Below are 15,220 nucleotides of genomic sequence, written 5' to 3' on the forward strand. Positions count from 1 at the left end.
TTATGGTGGGTATTCCATTGGCGCTCTTTATGTGATTTATTGAGAGTATTTCTCATTTTCGTTTATTGATCTTTTTGTTTTTTAAATGCTTTGCGAGCGCCATATCGGGTGGGATGAGTAGCGGGGAGTGGACCGGCCTTGTCGCAACAGGAGCCGGTATGGCAGCCATAGGGTATGGCAAGCAGCAGGTGGTCAGATGGCGAGCTCAGTCACAGGGAAACCCGCCAATAGCCAGAACAGGGCGGCGAACAGGGCGAGGCCTATCAGGCTCCAGCGCAGATAGCGGCGGGTCGCCGCCATGCCGATCACCGCCACGATGGCCGCCACCCAGCCAGCTACCAGCAGGTAGATGAAGGGGGCCATGTTGTCCATCATGGTGCCTTACCTCACGAGTGCCAGCACCTGGCGAAACGCCGAATGGCGGCAATTTCCCAGCAGTTCGTAGAGGCACATCTCCACCGAGGTGAGCTCGGCCCCTCGGGCTGCAAGTTTGCCGATGGCCAGCTCCCGGTTGGCGGGAGTGCGTGAGGAGACCGCATCTACCACCAGCGAGACCTCGCTGCCGCTTGCCAGCAGCCCAAGTACCGTCTGATAGACGCAGATATGAGTCTCGATGCCGCACACCAGCCAGTGGTTGACCCCGGTCTGGGTGAGGGCTGCGGCCACGGTTGGTTCACCCAGGGCACCGAAGCTGAATTTGGTGAGCACAAGGTCGTCTGCCTGCAACCCTTGCAACTCGGGCACAGTGGCCCCCAGTTTGTCCGGATTTTGCTCCAGCCAGACAACCGGCAATCCCAGCGCTTTGGCCCCTTGCACCAGGCGCTGCGTATTGGTGATAAGGGCCTCGCTCCCCTCGACCAGGCGCGCCAGCTTGCCCTGAATATCGACGACCAGCAGGCCGGTCGTGGCCACCGTCAGCGGCTGTATTCCCATCATTTGCTCTCCTTGCAGCGGTTTTCTCGGGCCGATTGCGCCAAAGAGGCACGCCCTCAGAATGTTTGACTATACCGGAATTGCCTTCGATTTAAGCTCTCTATGAATCCTTTGTTTGTGTCATGAAGGACAGGTAACCCCCATTTTCCAGTCAGCCCTGTTTTGCCGCTTGGCGAAGGGAAGGGGCTCTGTTATTGTGGTTGGAATAGCCGTTTGGATGGCTAGATGGTTGCTACGTGGCGTTTATCGTCCCGGATTGCACCTCTGGCCACCCTCTTGATGATTTTTTGACAGGGAGTCCCTATGCAACGCCGTTCCTTCTTCAAGCTTTCCGCACTGGCACTGCTTGCCAGCAGCCTGCCGTTTTCCGTCCTCGCCGCCGATCAGGCCAAGAAAGAGATAGTGATCGGCACGACCGTGGGCGATTTTGCCGACATGGTGACCGATTCCATCAAGCCGCAGCTGGAGGCCAAGGGCTACCGGGTCAAACTGGTTGAGTTCACCGACTACGTAACCCCCAATATCGCCCTGGCCGATGGTTCGCTCGATGTGAACTGCTTCCAGCACAAGCCCTATCTGGAGAGTTTTGCCAAAGACAGGGGCTTGTCGCTCGCACCCATCACCCAGGTGCCGACCGGTCCCATGGGCCTCTATTCCGGCAAGAAGGGGCAGCTGGCCGAGGTGGGTGAGGGGAGCTCTGTGGCCATTCCCAACGATCCCACCAACCAGGCACGGGCGCTGCTGATGCTGCAGGACTTGGGCTGGCTCAAGCTCAAGGAGGGGATCAATCCGCTCAAGGCAAGCGAGTTCGACGTAGTGGACAACCCCCACGACATCAAGCTGGTGTTGCTGGAGGCGGCCCAGCTGCCCCGCTCGCGGGAAGACGTGGATTTCTCCGTCATCAACGGCAACTTCGCCGCCTCCAGCGGCATCCCGTTCAGCGAGGGCTTGTTCCTCGAACGCAGTTACGACTTCATCAACTGGGTGGTGGTGAAGAGCGCCGATGCGGGCAAGCCGTTTGCCAAAGACGTGGCGGCAGCCTACAACTCCCCCGAATTCAAGGCCTATGCGGCCAAGCGCTTCGCGGGTTACAAGTACCCGCAGGGGTGGGGCGGTTAATACCGGCACGGCGACAGACAATAAAAAACGCCCCGCATGCGGGGCGTTTTTTATATCGGGCCATCAGGGATGGCGATAGAAGCGGTTCAGCTCGTTCATCACCTGGATCATGGCTCCCATGTCCGGGTTGCCGTGCTTGATGGGGCGATAGCTCTTCTGCTCCAGCAGCTCGAAGTCACCCTGCTTGTTGAAGTGGGTGATGGTGTTGTCCTGATAGATGGCAAAGTCGTTCTGATCGCCAGCCAGCAGCCAGGGGCGCTGGCTGGTATCAAACAGGCTGCGACCTATGCTGTAGTCCCGCGCCGGGTTGCGCACCCCCAGCATGTCCTGCATCAGAGTTGGTACCAGATCGAGATGGCTGCTGGGTTGTGACATCACCTGGCTGTCGCGACCCGGCCAGGCCAGCACGAAGGGCACCTGCACCTGATAGGGGGAATAGTTGGTGCCGGCTCCCCAGCTGTTGCTGCGGGTGTCGTTGAACTCCTGGCCATGATCCGAGGTGATGACGACTATGGTGTTGTCGCTCATGCCCTGCTGTTGCAGCTGGGTCAGCATCTGCTCCAGCAGCTGGTCGGTATAGAAGACCGAGTTCTTGTAGCGGTTTTCGAGCTTTTGCAGGTTCTCGGCCCGATAGGCGGTGGCCGGGTTGAAGTTGGTCAGCTCCGGCTGGAATGGTCCCTTCATGGTCGCCGGCAACTGGTAGTCGCCCGGGCTCGACAGATAGACCAGCGAGAACCAGGGGCGCTCCGGTGTGCGCTTCTCGAGCCAGCCTTGCCAGTCGGACAGCAGCTTGCCGTCGTCGAGCTCTTCGGAGACGAATACCTGTTTGCGCAGGCCGGCCAGAATGCTCTGGCGATACTTCTGGGCATCTTCCATCGCGCCAAACAGGCCGAACTGGTAGTCCTGACGCAGCATCTCGTCGAACAGCACGGGGGGCCGCTTCTCGCCGCTGATGTCCTGGTAGTAGTGGCCGGGCAGACCGTAGAAGAGGCCGAACATGCCCATCAGCGCGTCGTTGCCGCTGCTTAAGTGATTGCGGAACGTCAAATTCCGGGAGGCATAACGCTGCAGGTTGGGCATGTTGATGTTGTTCAGCATGTCAAAGCGCAGGGAGTCGACCACCACCACCAGCAGGTTGTTGTGGCTGCTGGGGGCGTTGACGTTGAGCGGACGCAGGGGATAGTGCATCCGGCTGTCGCTGCCACTGTTGTTCTCCGACGCCGCCTGCTTCTTCTCGTACTGATCCAGATCCAGCCAGCCATGTTTGGCCAGGAAGGAGCGAGCCGTCATGGGGTAGGAGAGGGGGAAGTTGGCCCGCTGCATGGTGATGGGCTGATACAGGGTGGCATCCGCCCAGCTGTTGACCAGGTGGGTCAGGATGAAGCAGACCAGCAGGGCCAATCCCACCTGATTGCCGTACTGACGGCGCTTGCGCTTGTTGATCTTGCGCCAGACGTAGGCTGACAGTAGCAACTGCAACAGGAAGATGGTGGGCACAGCGACGAAGATGATGCTCCAGATCGAGCCCTCCTCGGTCTGGGCCTGGTCCAGCAGCAGTTGCCACACCTGGGCATTCAGGTGGAACTTGAACAGCCTGAATACCTGGGTGTCGATGAGCAGCAGCACCAGCGCCAGGGTGGCGACGATGGCCGAAATAAAGCGCAGGGATTTCTCTTTGGGCAAGAGGAAGGTGAGCGGAAAAATCGTCAACAAATAGGTGACGAAGCTCAGGAAAGAGAAGTGGCCAATCCAGCTCACAACAAGGTAGATCACGCCGAGCGTGGTCGATGGCCAACTGATGGCACCCAGATAGCGGGTGGCGATCAGCATGGCCAGGATGATGTTGAAGAAGGAGAACCAATGCCCCCAGGTGATCAGGCGAGAGACATTATCACGATAGGGGTTACCGGTTTCGACCATAGTGATCCATCTGCGTAGAGAAACGTCAAATCAACGGAGTCGGGGACTCAGTGTGTGTCGTGGCGATTGTCGACCGATGCGGTCAGGGCCTGGACAAACTTCTCGGTGATGGCCTGGCGCTGGGCCGGTGCCATACCGTTGATGATATTGGTGGTCAGGTTGCCAAGCACCATGAGGCTGAGATCCACCGGCGCCTTGTGCTTTTCCAGCGCGGTGATCAGGTCGTTCATCAGGGCGTCAAACTGCTCGTTATTGTACTTTGATACGATGGGCATAATCTTCAGTTCATCTCGGTTCAAAGCGCCTTATAATACTTCACCCTTTCGGCTAACACTATGGCTTTGTGACATGAGTCTCGATATCGACAAGATCATACTTCACTCCCTGCGCCAGGGCGGCGATGGTCAACCTTACGCCGATACCCGCAGCCAGACCCTGCCCCCCGACGAGGCGGTACAAGGGCTGATGGCGGAATTGCATCGCATCTACAACGGCAAGGGTGGCAAGGGCTTTGGCTTTTTTGCCGACCCCGAGGAGGCCGTCGCCGAACTGGCTGACGGCGAAGAAGCCCCCAAGCAACCCTCTCCCGCGTTTCGTATCGCCCTCGAACAGCTGCTCGACGAGCAGACGGAATTTGTCCCCTTCTCGGTCACCGTGACCCAGATGCTGGTCAAGCAGCTGGTGGAGCATGCCCTGGATGAACAGGGGGTGCTGCTGTTTGCCAAATACAACTACGTCGGCGTCGATTATCTGCTGATCGCGCTGCTGGAAGGCAAGGAGAGCGTCACCGTCAGCGAGGCGCTGGAATTGCGTCATATCCAGTATCTGGATATCGGCAAACTCAATCTGGTGGCCCGCATCGATCTCACCGAGTGGAAAACCCAACCCGATTCGCGCCGTTATATTACCTTCAGCAAGGGACGCATAGGCCGCAAACTTGGCGACTTCTTTATGGATTTGCTGGGTGCCCGCGAAGGAATGGATGCCAAGATCCAGAATAAAGGCTTGCTGCAGGCGGTCGAAGATTATTGCGACAGTCGTCAGCTCGAACCGGCCGAGCGCAATGATTATAAAAAGCAGGTTTTCAAATATTGCACCGAGCAGGCGAGCGCCGGTGAAGAGATCGAAATCAAGGAGCTCTCTGCTGAACTTTCCGCAAAAGAGGCGGGGGAGGGGGATCTCGATTTTTACAGCTTTATCGGTCAGGAGTATGAGCTGGAAGAGCGTTTCCCTGCCGATCGTTCCACCCTGCGCGGTCTGACCAAATTTGTCGGATCCGGCGGCGGCCTGACTCTGAGCTTCGAGCAGAAGCTACTGAATAGCCGCATTTTTTACGATCCGGACACCGACACCCTCACCATCAAGGGGGTGCCGCCCAACCTCAAGGATCAGTTGCTGCGTCAGTCGTAATGTGATCCGGTCGTCATATTTGGCAAAAAGGGACCCCGCTTCGGCGGGGTCCCTTTTTTATGGCGTCCGTGGCGCAGGACGAAACCGGGGCGGTGCTTTGTTAACAGATAAAACAGAATCGATTGCCTGAAAGGGTTTTCATTCAAGTGAAAACCCTTTCAATGAAGTAATAAAGTTTCATAATGGTAATTATATTTCTGTGATGGTTGCGAAATAAGCCGATAAAATCGGTTATTACCGCGATTTAAGAAAATGTTTTCAAAACTTTCTGGAAGGAAATACGTAATTGCATTTCAAAAATGCGAGTTGCGTCATGTGAGCCGTTTGCCGCTTGGGATAATATTCATCTCGCACACAAATGCTCTTACAGCGCGGAACTAATACAAGGAAAGGCTCATGAAAAAGAAATTGCTGTCATCCCTGATCGGTCTGGCCACTCTTGGTGTCGCCTGCTCTGCCACTGCTGCCATCGACGAAGGCCAGCTGACCATCTGGATCAACGGTGACAAGGGATACAACGGCCTGGCTGAAGTGGGTAAGAAGTTTGAAGCAGAAACCGGCATCAAGGTGACTGTGGCCCACCCGGATCAGGTTGAAGTGAAATTCCAGCAAGCCGCCGCCACTGGCAACGGCCCGGACATCTTCTTCTGGGCTCACGACCGTTACGGTGAGTGGGTCAAAGCCGGTCTGCTGGTGCCCGTGACCCCCAATGCCGACACCAAGGCCAAGTTTGAACAACTGGCATGGGATGCCATGACCGTTGATGGCAAGACCTATGGTTACCCGGTTGCCATGGAAGCGGTCAGCCTGATTTATAACAAGGATCTGCTGCCCGAGCCGCCCAAGACCTTCGAAGAGATCGCCAAGATTGACGAAACCCTGAAGAAGGATGGCAAGCGCGCCATCATGTGGGCCTATGACACCCCCTACTTCAGCTATCCGCTGGTAGCCGCCAACGGTGGTTACGCTTTCAAGAAAACCGCCACCGGTTATGACGTGAAAGATACCGGCGTGAACAACGCGGGCGCCAAGATGGGTGTGGGCTACATCTCCGAGATGATCAAGTCCGGTCACCTGGAGAAGGGCATCGACTACGGCGTGATGGATGCCAAGTTCAACAAGGGCGAAGTGGCCATGATGATCAATGGTCCCTGGGCATGGAGCAACCTGGACAAGAGCGGCATCAAGTATGGCGTCGCCCCGCTGCCGACCCTGAATGGCAAGCCGGCCAAGGCCTTCGTTGGCGTGCTGGGTGCCACCATCAACGCTGCCAGCCCGAACAAGGATCTGGCCATCGAGTTCCTCGAGAACTACCTGCTGACCGATGCCGGTCTGGCGCCGATGAACGCCGACAAGCCGCTGGGTGCCGTGGCCCTGAAATCCTTCCAGAAGACCCTGGAATCCGATCCGCACATCAAGGCGACCATGCAAAACGCCCAGGCTGGTGAGCCGATGCCGTCCGTGCCCGAGATGAGCCGTTTCTGGTCCTCCTTTGAAACCGCCCTCAAGAACGTGACCTCCGGCCGTCAAGGTGTTGATGAAGCCCTCGATACCGCTGCCAAGCGTATCGTCCAGTAAGTTCGCACTACCCGGGAGGTCTTCGGGCCTCCCACTTTCTCCTCTCTCTTGGCGTTATAAAGGTTAATTGGCATGGAAGTAGTACCTTCTGTTGAGTCCTATGCCGGTCCGAAGGATAAGCACGTCTGGCTCAAGTGGACCATAGCGGCCCTGGTTGCCATCCTCAACGGCTACGCAGCCGTGATGATGTATGCCAGTGGCGAGTGGGTATTCGCGTTGCTGGATCTGGTGGTGGTATCCGCCGGCCTGTATGTCTTCATGAACAAGAAGACCTATGCCCATCGTTACATCTTTCCGGGTGTGGCGGGCATGGTTGTATTTATCATCTTCCCTCTTGCCTACACGATTGGCATCGCCTTCACCAACTATTCAGGCTCCAATTTGCTCTCGGTGGAGCAGGCGCGGGATTATCATCTCAAGAAATCCTACAAGGTGGCGGGTGGTGAATTCGATTTTACCCTGCTGGAAGCCGACAACGGCCAGTTCCAGCTGCTGCTGAACCAGGGTGAACAGACCTTTGTCAGCCAACCTCTCTCCCTGATGAACAACAAGGCCCGCGAGCTGGCGGTGCGCGAGGGACGAGCACAGGCGGCCCCGCAACTGGTCGAGTTGCAGGTGGCAACCGCCGAGACCGGGCGCAAGTCCGCGCCCATTCGCGTCATCGTCGAGCATCGTACTCACCTGAGCGGGCTGGATCTGGTACTGCCGGACGACGGCACTCACCTGACCCTGAGCAGCCTGCGCAAGTTTGCCGCCCAGAAGCCGCAATATACCCGGCTGATGGATGGGGCCGTGCTCAAGTCCGGGGTGGTAATCAAGGACAGCAACCTGCTGCGCGACAACCAGACCGGCGAGCTGATGCTGCCTAACGGTGACACCGGCTTCTATCAATACATCGACGAGCAGGGTCAGTTCGTCGGCAAGGGCATCGCCCCCGGTTTTGTGGTGAGCGTGGGCTGGAAGAACTTTGCCCGCATCGTGACCGACCCGGGCATCCAGGCGCCGTTCCTGCAGATCTTCGTCTGGACCGTGATCTTCTCCACCTGCTCCGTCGCCTTCACCCTGGCCATCGGCATGGTGCTGGCCTGCCTGGTGCAGTGGGAAGAGCTCAAGGGGCGCGGCTTCTACCGGGTCATGCTGATCCTGCCCTATGCCATCCCGGCGTTTATCTCCATCCTGGTGTTCAAGGGGTTGTTCAACCAGAACTTCGGCGAGATCAACATGTTCCTGGAAGCGGCATTCGGCATCAAACCGGACTGGTACACCAATCCCTTCCTGGCCAAGGTGATGATCCTCATCGTCAACACCTGGCTTGGCTACCCCTACATGATGATCCTCTGCATGGGCCTGCTCAAAGCCATTCCGGAAGATCTCTATGAGGCGTCCGCCATGGACGGTGCCGGTCCGGTGCAGAACTTCTTCAAGATCACAGTACCGCTCTTGATGAAGCCGCTGACGCCCCTGTTGATTGCCTCGTTCGCGTTCAACTTCAACAACTTCGTGCTCATCCAGTTGTTGACCAATGGCGCCCCGGACATCATTGGCGCCAGCACTCCGGCCGGGACCACCGACCTGCTGGTGAGCTACACCTACCGGATCGCGTTCCAGGGCTCGGGTGGTCAGGACTACGGTCTGGCCAGTGCCATCGCCACCGCCATCTTCCTCATCGTGGGTGCGCTGGCCTTGCTCAACCTGAAATTGTCCAAAGCCGACAAGCAACTGTAAGGAGGCTTCAACATGGCAATCGTACAACCCAAATTAGTCAAATACCGGGTGTGGGCAACCCACCTGGTGATGTGGGGCTTCCTGGCACTGATCATCTTCCCGCTGATCATGGTCATCGCCATCTCGTTTAGAAACGGCAACTTCGCGGTAGGGGAGATCATCCCCTCCAACCCGACCCTGGATCACTGGAAGCTGGCGCTCGGCATGTCCATCACCAACGCCGACGGCAGCATCACGCCGCCGCCGTTCCCGGTGCTGACCTGGTTGTGGAACTCCATCAAGATCGCGGGGATCACCGCCCTGATGATAGTGGTGCTCTCCACCACCTGTGCCTACGCCTTCGCCCGCCTGCGTTTTCGTGGCAAGTCCACCATCCTGCAGGGCATGCTGATCTTCCAGATGTTCCCGGCGGTGCTGGCACTGGTGGCCATCTATGCGCTGTTCAACAAGATTGGTGACTACATCCCCTGGCTGGGTCTCAACACCCACGGTGGCCTGATCCTGGCCTACATGGGGGGCATCGCCCTGCACGTCTGGACCATCAAGGGCTACTTCGAGACCATCGACTCCTCCCTGGAAGAGGCCGCGGCCATCGACGGCGCCACTCCGTGGCAGGCATTCCGGTTGATCCTGCTGCCCCTGTCGGTGCCCATCCTGGCGGTGGTGTTCATCCTGGCCTTCATCGGTTCCATCACTGAGGTGCCCATGGCCTCCATCCTGCTGCAGGATGTGAACAATCTGACCCTGGCGGTCGGGGCCCAGCAGTACCTCTATCCGCAGAACTACCTGTGGGGTGACTTCGCCGCGGCCGCCGTGCTGTCCGGTTTCCCCATCACGGTCGTCTTTCTGCTCGCCCAGCGCTGGCTGGTGGGCGGTCTGACCGCCGGTGGCGTCAAAGGTTAAGGTTTGTGGCCGGGGGAGCTGGCTCCCCCCGCCATCACGATTTGCAAAGATTCAAGAGCGGAGCTCGACATGGCTGAAGTAGTACTCAACAACGTTCGCAAAAATTACGATCCGGCTGTTCACAAGGACACCCTGCGCAATATCAACCTCTCCATCAAGGAAGGGGAGTTCATCGTCTTCGTCGGTCCGTCCGGTTGCGGCAAGTCCACTCTGCTGCGGATGATTGCGGGTCTGGAAGACATCACCAGTGGCGAGTTGACCATCGGTGGTCGCTACATGAACGATGTGCCGCCGGTGGAGCGCAACGTGGGCATGGTGTTCCAGTCCTACGCCCTCTATCCGCACATGAACATCTACGAGAACATGGCCTTCGGCCTCAAGCTCAAGAAGATGGACAAGGAGAACATCCACAAGCGGGTGATGCGTGCCGCCGAGATCCTCGGTCTCGAGCCGCTGCTCGAGCGCAAGCCCAAGGCCCTCTCCGGTGGTCAGCGCCAGCGGGTGGCCATCGGCCGCAGCATAGTGCAGCAGCCCCAGGTGTTCCTGTTTGACGAACCGCTCTCCAACCTCGACGCCGCCCTGCGGGTCAAGATGCGCATCGAGATTGCCAAGCTGCACAAGGAGCTCAACTCCACCATCATCTACGTGACCCACGATCAGGTGGAAGCCATGACCCTGGCCGACAAGATAGTGGTGCTGAGCCCGCTCAAGGGCGAGGCGGCCACCAACCTGGAGCAGTTCGGTTCCCCGCTCGATCTCTACCACAACCCGGACAACAAGTTCGTGGCGGGCTTCATCGGTTCCCCCAAGATGAACTTCCTGGCGGCCGAGCTGGTGGAAATTGGCGAGCAGGAGTGCCTGGTCAAGCTGAGCTCTGGCGACAGCGTACGGGTGCGGGTCGATGCCCGCCGTGGCGCGGTCGGTGACAAGGTGGAGCTGGGCATTCGTCCCGAGCACCTGGTGCCGCTGGATCACGCCCATGCCGACAGCCGCGTGAGCGGGGTGGTGCAGGTGGCCGAACACCTGGGGGCGGAGTCTTTCGTCTACATGGATGTGGATGGCCACGACTTCACCGTCAAGACTACCTCGGACGTGGACGTGGCGGCCGGTCAGACCTACAGCGTGGGGATCCCGGCCGAGGCCTGCTATCTGTTCGATACCAAGGAGCAGGCGTTCCCCCGTACCGCCAAATACATCCGTACCTGACGGGGGCGAGGTTTTCCTTTCTTTCGCTTCAATGCCTTTTTGCCGGTCGCAAGACCGGCTTTTTCATTTCTGGCCGGGCGCAAATAGAACATCGCTTCATGACGATCCCTCCTGCTGGCGGGCCCAGCGCTGCAGAAAGTCGAGCAGGGGCTGGTGGCTGTATGCCAGGTTACAGCGCAGCCAGGGTGTGGCCGGGGCATCGACCCGAAACTGGTTGCCCGGGGCCAACAATAACCCTTCGGTCAGCGCCGCTTCACTCAGGGGCAGGGCATCCTGATGGGGCTCAGGGAGCCTGACCCAGGAGAAGAGACCGCCCTGGGGCGGACAGAAACTCTGCCAGCGGATCTGCTCCAGCCCCTGTTGCCAGCGATCACCGGCCCGCAGCAGTCGATCCCGCAGCCGCTGCTGCTCTTTCGGGGTGTCGGGATCCTTGAGCATCCGCAGCACCAGACGTTCGGACAGTTCGGAGGAGGCGATGGCGTTCATCACCTTGTAACGCAGCAGACGGTCGGTGCGCTCCTCGCTCGTCAGCAGATAACCCACTCTCAGGCCAGGGGCCAGCGCCTTGGCAAAGCTGCCAATGTAGATGATGTGCTCCAGACCCGCCAGCGCCGCCAGGGTCGGGGTGGCGCTCTGGGTCAAGGCCGCGCTCACGTCGTCCTCGACGATCAGGCAGTGGTGCTGCGCCGTGAGCTGCAAGACCCGAAACGCGGTGGCGGCTGAGTAGCTGGCGCCGGTGGGATTGTGCTGGCGCGGGTTGGTGAAGAAGGCCTTGGGCCGCGCCAGGTGCAGTTGCTCGGCCAGCACGGCACAATCGGGGCCCTGCGCCGTCCAGGGGACGCCGATCACCTTCATGCCGGCGTGTTGCAGCAGGGTGATGAGGTTGCAGTAGCCAGGGTCGTCCACCAGCACTGTGTCGCCTGAGCGGAGTTCCGACTGCACCACCAGTGCCAGGGCCTGACTGGCCCCCTGGGTCAGCAACACCCCTTGCGGATCCACCGGGATGCCGAGTGCCTCGTGGTGTTGCCAGAGGTGCTGGCGCAGCGGCTGCCAGCCTGCCGAGTGACCATAGGCGATGGCGCAGTCGGCCTCTCGTCCCTGCTGGCGCAGGGCGCGTTGCAGGATCTGGGTCGGGTACCACTGGCTGGGCAGCCAGCCACAGCCGGGCTGAACCACCTCGGGGCCCGGGGTGATCCTGTGGTCGGTCAGCCAGCGGGCATCGGGTACCGGCGGCGGCGCCATGGGCGGGGCCAGCGGCGTACGGGCCACATAGTAGCCATCCCCCCGTCTGGCAACGATCACCCCCTGTTGCACCAGCCGGCTGTAACCGTCGGCAGCGGTGAAGGTGCTGATGCCAAGGGTGGCGGCGAGCTGGCGCACCGAGGGAAGGCGCTGGCCCGGCGTAAGCTCGCGCGCGGCGATGGCCTGCTGGATGGCGTGTATCAGCTGTTGGATCAGGGAACCCTGGGTCGGGTCGAGGGACAGGGAGGACATATTGTAATGGCTCTTTGACCTGTACGGTTGGGGAGATTGTTAATGGATTGTATATGTAACGTATCGGACAAATGCAATAGTGTCGAGCCATCTACCCAGAGGAGTGACACCATGAAACGAGCCCTGTTATTACTCACCGGCCTGCTGTTTGCCCAGTCCGTTCTGGCCACCCCCGTCCTTCGCATCGCGACCGACGGCACCTTCCCGCCCTACAGTACGGTCAATCCGGACGGTTCGCTGGCCGGGTTCGATGTCGATATCGCCAATGCGCTGTGCGCCGAGATGAAGGTGACCTGCGAGCTGAGGCAGTACGACTTCGACGGCATGATCGCCGGGCTCAAGGCCAGAAAATTCGACATGATCGTCGCCTCCATGGCGATCACCGAGGAGCGCCTGCGCCAGATCGCCTTCAGCGACAAGTATCAGGGGGGCTACTCCCGTTTCATGGGGCCTCGCGATACATCCCTGAATGGTGAACCCGCTGCCATGGCCGGCAAGCGGATAGGCGTGCAGCTTGGTTCCATTCAGGAGAACTATGCCAAGGATGTCTATGGCAAGGCGGGGGCCGAGGTGCGCACCTACGGTTCGGCAGAGCAGGCCTGGCTGGATCTGATGGCAGGTCGGCTGGATGCCATTGTGGTGGAAATCGGCGTCGGCATGGAGTTCAAGAAGCGGGAAGGGGCGGCCGGGTTCGACTTCTTCGGTCCCAGGATGAATGACCCCGCCTACTTCGGTACCGGCTCCGGCATTGCGGTGCGCAAGCAGGACGCCCGCCTGCTGGGGGAGGTCAACAAAGCGCTCGGCACCCTGCTGGCCAACGGCACTTACAAGCAGATCAACGACAAGTACTTCGATTATGACCAGTACGAATAAGGGAACAGGATGAAGGAGATCAAGCTCCCCCTGCCCGGCGGCACGCTGGGCAGTCAACGGGTGTTGCAGGCCTGGGAATTTGGCAGCAGTGGGCCCCTTGCCTATCTGCAGGCGGGTCTGCATGCCGACGAGTTGCCCGGGGTGCTGGCCCTGCATCGCCTGCGCCAGCATCTGATGGCCTTGGAGCAGCAGGGAGCCCTGCTGGGGCGCATCCGTCTGGTGCCCCAGGCCAACCCCATCGGTCTGTCCCAGTGGCATCTGGGGTTGCATCAGGGGCGCTTTCTGGCCGCCACCGGACAGAACTTCAACCGGGGATATCCCCTGCTGGTGGCGAAGGGGGAGGCAATACCCACCCACCTGACGGCGCGCGATTTGTTGCTGGCCAGGCTGGCCGAGCGGCGTCCCAGCGGCGAACTGGCGTGGCTGCAGCACACCCTGTTTGGCTGGGCACTGGAGGCCGATCTGGTGCTGGACATCCATTGCGACAGCGACGCCCTGCTGCACCTCTATGGCCACGTTCGCCAGCGCAGCCAGGTGGCGCGCCTGGGTGCCTGCCTCGGGGCCGGGGTGATGCTGCTTAGCGAGCAGGCGGGGGGCCTGTCTTTTGATGATGCCCTGCTGCAGAACTGGTATGCCCTGATGGAGGGGCCACGAGTGCCGGTTGCGGTGACGGTGGAGCTGAGGGGGCAGCAGGATGTGGCCGATCATCTGGCCGAGCAGGACGCCCGGCGGCTGCTGGCCTGCCTGGTGGAGTCTGGCTGGATTGATCCCGCATTCAGGATGCCAGCCGATCCGCCCGCCTGCACAGAGGGAAAGGTGACGCCACTAGCTGCGGTGGAGGTGATCTCGGCCCCAGCGGCGGGGATCCTGAGCTACGAGGTTGCACCCGGGGATCGGGTGCTGGCAGGGCAGCGGGTCGGCTGGCTGACGGATGCGCAAACCGGGGAGCGTATTGCTCTGACCACGCACCACGAAGGCCTCTGTTACGCCAGGGTGCTCAACCGGCTGGCCTGCACCGGAGATGAGGTGATCTTCCTGGCCGGTGAGGTCGCCCATCGGGAAGGGGACTTGCTGGGGCTGTAAATGGCTACCCGGAGTTTTGTGCGCTGCGTTGACAGGCCAGCCAGAGCGGCTGACCGGGTCAGGCGTTATCAGTGATCGTCTTTGTCATCGAGGTCTGCGGTGATGTCCGGCACGAAGTTCTGGCTGGTGAGCGGTGGGCGCTCGTAACCTTCAGTGCTGATGGGGGGCAGTTCTATGTGCTCGTAGTGGATCGCCTCGTAGGGCACCTTGCCGAGCAGGTGGGAGATGCAGTTGAGGCGTGCACGGCGTTTGTCATCCGCCTCCACCACGAACCAGGGGCTGTCCTGGGTGTCGGTGTAGGTAAACATGTCATCCTTGGCGCGGGAGTATTCGACCCAGCGCGAGCGGGATTGCAGATCCATGGGGCTGAATTTCCAGCGCTTGATGGGGGTACTGATCCGCTCCTTGAAGCGCTTCTCCTGCTCCTCGTCGCTGACCGAGAACCAGTATTTGATGAGGGTAATGCCGGAGCGGATTAGCATCCGCTCGAACTCGGGGCAGGCACGCAGGAATTCCCGGTACTCCTCGTCGCTGCAAAAGCCCATCACCCGCTCCACCCCGGCCCGGTTGTACCAGGAGCGGTCGAACAGCACCATCTCGCCGGCGGCGGGCAGGTGGGCCACATAACGCTGGAAGTACCACTGGGAGCGTTCCCGGTTGGAGGGGGCGGGCAGGGCGGTGACCCGGCACACCCTGGGGTTGAGCGGCTCGGTAATGGCCTTGATGACGCCCCCCTTGCCGGCGGCATCGCGTCCCTCGAACACCACCACGACTTTCAGTCCCTCCTGCTTGACCCACTCCTGCAGCTTGACCAGCTCCTCCTGCAGATGGGCGAGGTGATGCTCGTAGCGCTTCTTGTTGAGGCGCGGGCGTTTCTTGCTCTTGTCCTTTGGCATGATCTTCTCCTTGTTGATACGTTTCCAGATTGCACCACAGAAGCGTCATCGCCAAGTGGCGCGTGATACACTGCCGCTCC

The 15,220-nt window shown here is 59.9% G+C and carries 14 protein-coding genes; 8 read left to right on the plus strand and 6 right to left on the minus strand.

Going from position 1 to position 15,220, the window contains the following annotated elements; all coding sequences use genetic code 11:
- Nucleotides 1-192 precede the first annotated feature (192 nt).
- Both ACB028_RS07475 and ACB028_RS07480 read right to left on the minus strand, forming a co-directional pair.
- A complete protein-coding gene (locus ACB028_RS07475) occupies nt 193-375 on the minus strand; it encodes a hypothetical protein (protein ID WP_026457610.1) in 183 nt (60 codons plus the stop codon).
- Nucleotides 376-381: 6 nt separating this feature from the next.
- The gene (locus ACB028_RS07480; RefSeq protein ID WP_371144006.1) at nt 382-933 is read right to left on the minus strand and encodes a hydrolase; all 552 of its coding nucleotides are present in this window, start codon (nt 931-933) and stop codon (nt 382-384) included.
- A gap of 303 nt (nt 934-1,236) precedes the next feature.
- On the opposite strand from ACB028_RS07480, the gene ACB028_RS07485 reads away from it, so the two are divergent.
- The gene (locus tag ACB028_RS07485; RefSeq protein ID WP_371143892.1) at nt 1,237-2,052 is read left to right on the plus strand and encodes a MetQ/NlpA family ABC transporter substrate-binding protein; all 816 of its coding nucleotides are present in this window, start codon (nt 1,237-1,239) and stop codon (nt 2,050-2,052) included.
- Between the two features lie 63 nt (nt 2,053-2,115).
- Here the strand turns inward: ACB028_RS07485 and ACB028_RS07490 are convergent, their stop codons facing one another.
- Together ACB028_RS07490 and ACB028_RS07495 are read right to left on the minus strand one after the other, a co-directional pair.
- Nucleotides 2,116-3,972, minus strand: a complete 1,857-nt coding sequence (locus tag ACB028_RS07490) for a DUF3413 domain-containing protein (protein ID WP_371143893.1) — start codon at nt 3,970-3,972, stop codon at nt 2,116-2,118.
- A 47-nt stretch (nt 3,973-4,019) separates the two neighbouring features.
- A complete protein-coding gene (locus ACB028_RS07495) occupies nt 4,020-4,247 on the minus strand; it encodes a YejL family protein (RefSeq protein WP_005344699.1) in 228 nt (75 codons plus the stop codon).
- A gap of 73 nt (nt 4,248-4,320) precedes the next feature.
- On the opposite strand from ACB028_RS07495, the gene yejK reads away from it, so the two are divergent.
- The 5 genes from yejK (at nt 4,321) to ACB028_RS07520 (ending at nt 10,794) form a co-directional block, all read left to right on the plus strand.
- Nucleotides 4,321-5,382, plus strand: a complete 1,062-nt coding sequence (gene yejK / locus ACB028_RS07500) for a nucleoid-associated protein YejK (protein ID WP_371143894.1) — start codon at nt 4,321-4,323, stop codon at nt 5,380-5,382.
- 396 nt (nt 5,383-5,778) lie between these two features.
- Complete coding sequence (gene malE, locus ACB028_RS07505) at nt 5,779-6,960, plus strand: maltose/maltodextrin ABC transporter substrate-binding protein MalE (protein WP_042024923.1); 1,182 nt, start codon at nt 5,779-5,781, stop codon at nt 6,958-6,960.
- Nucleotides 6,961-7,032: 72 nt separating this feature from the next.
- A complete protein-coding gene (gene malF / locus ACB028_RS07510) occupies nt 7,033-8,685 on the plus strand; it encodes a maltose ABC transporter permease MalF (RefSeq protein WP_042024922.1) in 1,653 nt (550 codons plus the stop codon).
- 12 nt (nt 8,686-8,697) lie between these two features.
- Nucleotides 8,698-9,588: a maltose ABC transporter permease MalG gene (gene malG / locus ACB028_RS07515; protein ID WP_371143895.1), complete on the plus strand. Its 891-nt coding sequence runs from the start codon at nt 8,698-8,700 to the stop codon at nt 9,586-9,588.
- 69 nt (nt 9,589-9,657) lie between these two features.
- Nucleotides 9,658-10,794: an ABC transporter ATP-binding protein gene (locus tag ACB028_RS07520; protein ID WP_268854187.1), complete on the plus strand. Its 1,137-nt coding sequence runs from the start codon at nt 9,658-9,660 to the stop codon at nt 10,792-10,794.
- Between the two features lie 96 nt (nt 10,795-10,890).
- On the opposite strand, the gene ACB028_RS07525 is transcribed toward ACB028_RS07520, so the two are convergent.
- Complete coding sequence (locus ACB028_RS07525) at nt 10,891-12,288, minus strand: PLP-dependent aminotransferase family protein (RefSeq protein WP_371143896.1); 1,398 nt, start codon at nt 12,286-12,288, stop codon at nt 10,891-10,893.
- A 111-nt stretch (nt 12,289-12,399) separates the two neighbouring features.
- Between ACB028_RS07525 and ACB028_RS07530 the strand changes: the two genes are divergently transcribed.
- Together ACB028_RS07530 and ACB028_RS07535 are read left to right on the plus strand one after the other, a co-directional pair.
- Nucleotides 12,400-13,161: a transporter substrate-binding domain-containing protein gene (locus ACB028_RS07530; RefSeq protein WP_371143897.1), complete on the plus strand. Its 762-nt coding sequence runs from the start codon at nt 12,400-12,402 to the stop codon at nt 13,159-13,161.
- A gap of 9 nt (nt 13,162-13,170) precedes the next feature.
- Nucleotides 13,171-14,244: a succinylglutamate desuccinylase/aspartoacylase family protein gene (locus ACB028_RS07535; RefSeq protein WP_371143898.1), complete on the plus strand. Its 1,074-nt coding sequence runs from the start codon at nt 13,171-13,173 to the stop codon at nt 14,242-14,244.
- A 68-nt stretch (nt 14,245-14,312) separates the two neighbouring features.
- On the opposite strand, the gene ppk2 is transcribed toward ACB028_RS07535, so the two are convergent.
- Nucleotides 14,313-15,140: a polyphosphate kinase 2 gene (ppk2, locus tag ACB028_RS07540; protein WP_223378060.1), complete on the minus strand. Its 828-nt coding sequence runs from the start codon at nt 15,138-15,140 to the stop codon at nt 14,313-14,315.
- Nucleotides 15,141-15,220 lie beyond the last annotated feature (80 nt).

Source organism: Aeromonas sp. S9(2024) (assembly GCF_041403185.1).
GTDB classification, from domain to species: Bacteria; Pseudomonadota; Gammaproteobacteria; order Enterobacterales; family Aeromonadaceae; genus Aeromonas; species Aeromonas enteropelogenes.

Excerpts from the sequence above, each read along its gene's own strand:
- ACB028_RS07475 (WP_026457610.1), bottom strand. The coding sequence starts at position 375 with ATGATGGACAACATGGCCCCCTTCATCTACCTGCTGGTAGCTGGCTGG.
- ACB028_RS07480 (WP_371144006.1), bottom strand. The coding sequence starts at position 933 with ATGGGAATACAGCCGCTGACGGTGGCCACGACCGGCCTGCTGGTCGTC.
- ACB028_RS07485 (WP_371143892.1), top strand. The coding sequence starts at position 1,237 with ATGCAACGCCGTTCCTTCTTCAAGCTTTCCGCACTGGCACTGCTTGCC.
- ACB028_RS07490 (WP_371143893.1), bottom strand. The coding sequence starts at position 3,972 with ATGGTCGAAACCGGTAACCCCTATCGTGATAATGTCTCTCGCCTGATC.
- ACB028_RS07495 (WP_005344699.1), bottom strand. The coding sequence starts at position 4,247 with ATGCCCATCGTATCAAAGTACAATAACGAGCAGTTTGACGCCCTGATG.
- yejK (WP_371143894.1), top strand. The coding sequence starts at position 4,321 with ATGAGTCTCGATATCGACAAGATCATACTTCACTCCCTGCGCCAGGGC.
- malE (WP_042024923.1), top strand. The coding sequence starts at position 5,779 with ATGAAAAAGAAATTGCTGTCATCCCTGATCGGTCTGGCCACTCTTGGT.
- malF (WP_042024922.1), top strand. The coding sequence starts at position 7,033 with ATGGAAGTAGTACCTTCTGTTGAGTCCTATGCCGGTCCGAAGGATAAG.
- malG (WP_371143895.1), top strand. The coding sequence starts at position 8,698 with ATGGCAATCGTACAACCCAAATTAGTCAAATACCGGGTGTGGGCAACC.
- ACB028_RS07520 (WP_268854187.1), top strand. The coding sequence starts at position 9,658 with ATGGCTGAAGTAGTACTCAACAACGTTCGCAAAAATTACGATCCGGCT.
- ACB028_RS07525 (WP_371143896.1), bottom strand. The coding sequence starts at position 12,288 with ATGTCCTCCCTGTCCCTCGACCCGACCCAGGGTTCCCTGATCCAACAG.
- ACB028_RS07530 (WP_371143897.1), top strand. The coding sequence starts at position 12,400 with ATGAAACGAGCCCTGTTATTACTCACCGGCCTGCTGTTTGCCCAGTCC.
- ACB028_RS07535 (WP_371143898.1), top strand. The coding sequence starts at position 13,171 with ATGAAGGAGATCAAGCTCCCCCTGCCCGGCGGCACGCTGGGCAGTCAA.
- ppk2 (WP_223378060.1), bottom strand. The coding sequence starts at position 15,140 with ATGCCAAAGGACAAGAGCAAGAAACGCCCGCGCCTCAACAAGAAGCGC.